Origin of the sequence: Paraburkholderia sp. GAS334, assembly GCF_050436625.1 — a bacterium.
Lineage (GTDB): Bacteria > Pseudomonadota > Gammaproteobacteria > Burkholderiales > Burkholderiaceae > Paraburkholderia.
The window spans coordinates 1-1,048 of record NZ_JBNDMO010000101.1; the positions used below are offsets into that span (position 1 = coordinate 1).

Sequence of the window (1,048 nt, forward strand, 5' to 3'; positions counted from 1 at the left end):
CCACACCTTACGGCAACGATGCCGCCCGCTATTTCCGACTGCCGAGCACGCCCGTTCTCAGGAGCTCGATGCTCCAGACCCCGGACGTCACGATTACCCGCCTGACATCCACGCCCGGCGCCGTCAACAGCACCGACCCGATCCCGCCAGAAAACGCGTTCGTGCTATGTCTGCAGTTACAGCCGCTGCCGAAGCATGAGTTGTGGCTGGATGGCAAGCCGGAGCGGGTCTCCCCGTATGCCAGCGGTGCCGTGTCGGTGGTCGACCTCGCCGCTCGTCCTTCCGCATTCCTGCCCACCGCGTTCGACTGTCTGCAGTTTTACCTGCCGGAAGCTTCACTGCACCGGATCGCCGCGGCGGAGGATTGCGTCGCGATCCGCGAACTCGCGATTCCTCATGGCATTCAGGATCCATTCGTCGCGATGGTGGGCAAGTTGCTGCTCCCTGCACTCACCGGCAAACCCGTGCCACAGCTGTTCATCGATGGCCTGCTGATCGCGCTGCACGGTCATCTCGCGGCGACTTACGCTGGCGTGCGTATCGTTGACGCGCGCAGGACAGGCGGACTAGCGCCGTGGCAGGAAATGCGCGCAAAGGCGATGATAGATGCGCATCTTGAAGACGGCCTGTCGATCCTCGAACTCGCCGCCGCGTGCGAACTGTCGCCAGCTTATTTCTGCCGCGCGTTTCGTCGCTCGACCGGGCACGCACCGCATCAGTGGCTTATTCGCCGACGCATCGACGTCGCGCGCGACCTGCTCGCACGCAGCTCGTTGTCAATCGCCGAGATCGCGATCTCTTGCGGCTTTGCCGACCAGAGCCATTTTACGCGCGTGTTCTCACACGTGACCGGCATCACGCCACGCGCATGGCGATACGCGCAACAGCCGCAGTGCCGCCATGCTGGATCAGACGGCGCGGCGCCGGCCAAAATGGCACTCTTCGATACCAACAAACATGGGGAGGCGCGATAACTGCGCACTTTCCGCTTTCCAAAGCCGGCTTCAAGTGAGCGTTGTCTATGACAACCGGACGGCCGGTTACGGGG

Annotated in this window: 1 protein-coding gene; it reads left to right on the plus strand. The window is 63.1% G+C overall.

Going from position 1 to position 1,048, the window contains the following annotated elements; genetic code table 11:
• Window positions 1–974 (plus strand): helix-turn-helix domain-containing protein (locus P3T21_RS38415; RefSeq protein ID WP_429261060.1); only part of this gene is annotated, 974 nt, incomplete at its 5' end.
• Between the last annotated feature and the right edge of the window lie 74 nt (window positions 975–1,048).